Below are 1,633 nucleotides of genomic sequence, written 5' to 3' on the forward strand. Positions count from 1 at the left end.
TCACCGGGTTTGGTCGCGTCCGGATGGTGTCAACGTGCGCTCAGGATTCGTGTTTCCGCCGTCGAAGGCCCCGCATCCTGAATGGGCTACCGTTCTCAGTGGTGCACCTCACCATGTGTTGCGTTGCGTGCTACACCCCAATCCAAGCGAATAGGCGGGACGCGCCCACAGCGGCAAATACTGAAGACGCATGGCCTCCTTCTACGTTTGACGTCAAGCTGGGGCGTAGTTGACGCAATGTCCGCCCCCATGAATGGACCAGCTATAGTCGCCGGAGAAATGAATCTTCCGACCAGCCTGTTTTTGATAGCCATTCTGATCGCCGCATCCGCCTTCTTCTCGGTGGCCGAGATCTCTATGGCTGCGGCGCGCCGAATCAAACTGAGCCAATTGGCCGATGCCGGTGACCGCCGCGCCGCGCGCGTGCTGGCAGTGCAGAACGCACCCGGACACTTCGTGACTGTGGTACAGATTGGGCTCAATACGATTGCCATCCTTGGAGGCGTCGTCGGGGATGACGCGTTGTCCCCGCACTTAAATCAAGCGGTCATTTTTCTGGGCGTGGATCCAAGCGCAAGTGGCGCCCTGGCAACCACATTGTCCTTTGTGGGTGTCACGACTCTGTTCATTGTTGTGGCCGACCTGGTGCCCAAGCGGTTGGGCATGAACGAGCCGGAGCGACTGGCCATGTTGACGGTTGGTCCGATGCTGGCCCTTTTAACGGTTCTCAAACCCCTGGTGTTTTTCTTCAGCAAAATAGCGGACGCGTTGTCACGGCGCCTGGGGCTGGCGCAAACCCGGGACGAGCGGATCACCTATCTGGATATCCTTGCATTGACCGAGGCGGGCATCCAATCAGGGGCAGTGGCAAGCGCCGAACAGCAGGTCATCGAGAACGTGTTTGAGCTCGATACGCGCACCGTGGAGAGCGCCATGACGACCCGCGACCGTATCGTGTTCCTGGCTATTGGCGATGATGAGACCTTGCTTCGCACCCGGCTTGCCGAATCTCCCCACTCAACCTACCTTGTGTGCGGCGCAGCCGGCATCGATGAGGTGATCGGCTATGTTGATGCAACGGACCTCTTTCAGCGCGTCTTGTGGGGCAAACCTCTCACCCTGTCACATTGCATTGATGGGGGTCTGATCAAGAAGGCGCTTGTCGTCCCGGACCGGCTGACCCTGGCCGAAATGCTGACGCAGTTTCGCCAGGCACTTGAAGACTTTGCGGTCATCGTCAACGAATACAGCATGGTGGTGGGCGTCATTACGCTCAACGACGTGATGAGCACAGTGATGGGCAGCATGGTGGCATCCCATGACGAAGAGCAGATCCTGCGCCGAGAGGATGGCAGCTTCCTGGCCGACGGAGTGACCCCGGTGGCGGATCTGCAGAGGGTGCTGGGGTTGGCGGATTGGCCCATGCCGGGGCAATACGACACCCTGGCCGGATTTCTGATGGTGTCGCTGCGTCGTATTCCGCGGCGCACCGATTACGTGCAGTGGCAGGGCTGGCGTTTCGAGGTGATGGACGTCGACAACAACCGGGTCGATCAGGTCATGATTTCACGGGTTGCGGAAGCGAAGTAGGTTTGGCAACCCAGCATCGGCCGAAAACTCGCCCGCAATGAAG

Annotated in this window: 1 protein-coding gene; it reads left to right on the plus strand. The window is 59.3% G+C overall.

Features of this window, described 5'->3' with window-relative positions; genetic code table 11:
• The first annotated feature begins 279 nt into the window (after positions 1-279).
• Positions 280-1,590, plus strand: coding sequence for a hemolysin family protein (locus ACOYNV_RS28240; RefSeq protein ID WP_422903149.1), 1,311 nt, complete (start codon positions 280-282; stop codon positions 1,588-1,590).
• Positions 1,591-1,633: the final 43 nt, after the last annotated feature.

The organism is Propionivibrio sp. (genome assembly GCF_049316945.1).
In the GTDB taxonomy this organism is placed as follows: Bacteria; Pseudomonadota; Gammaproteobacteria; order Burkholderiales; family Rhodocyclaceae; genus Propionivibrio.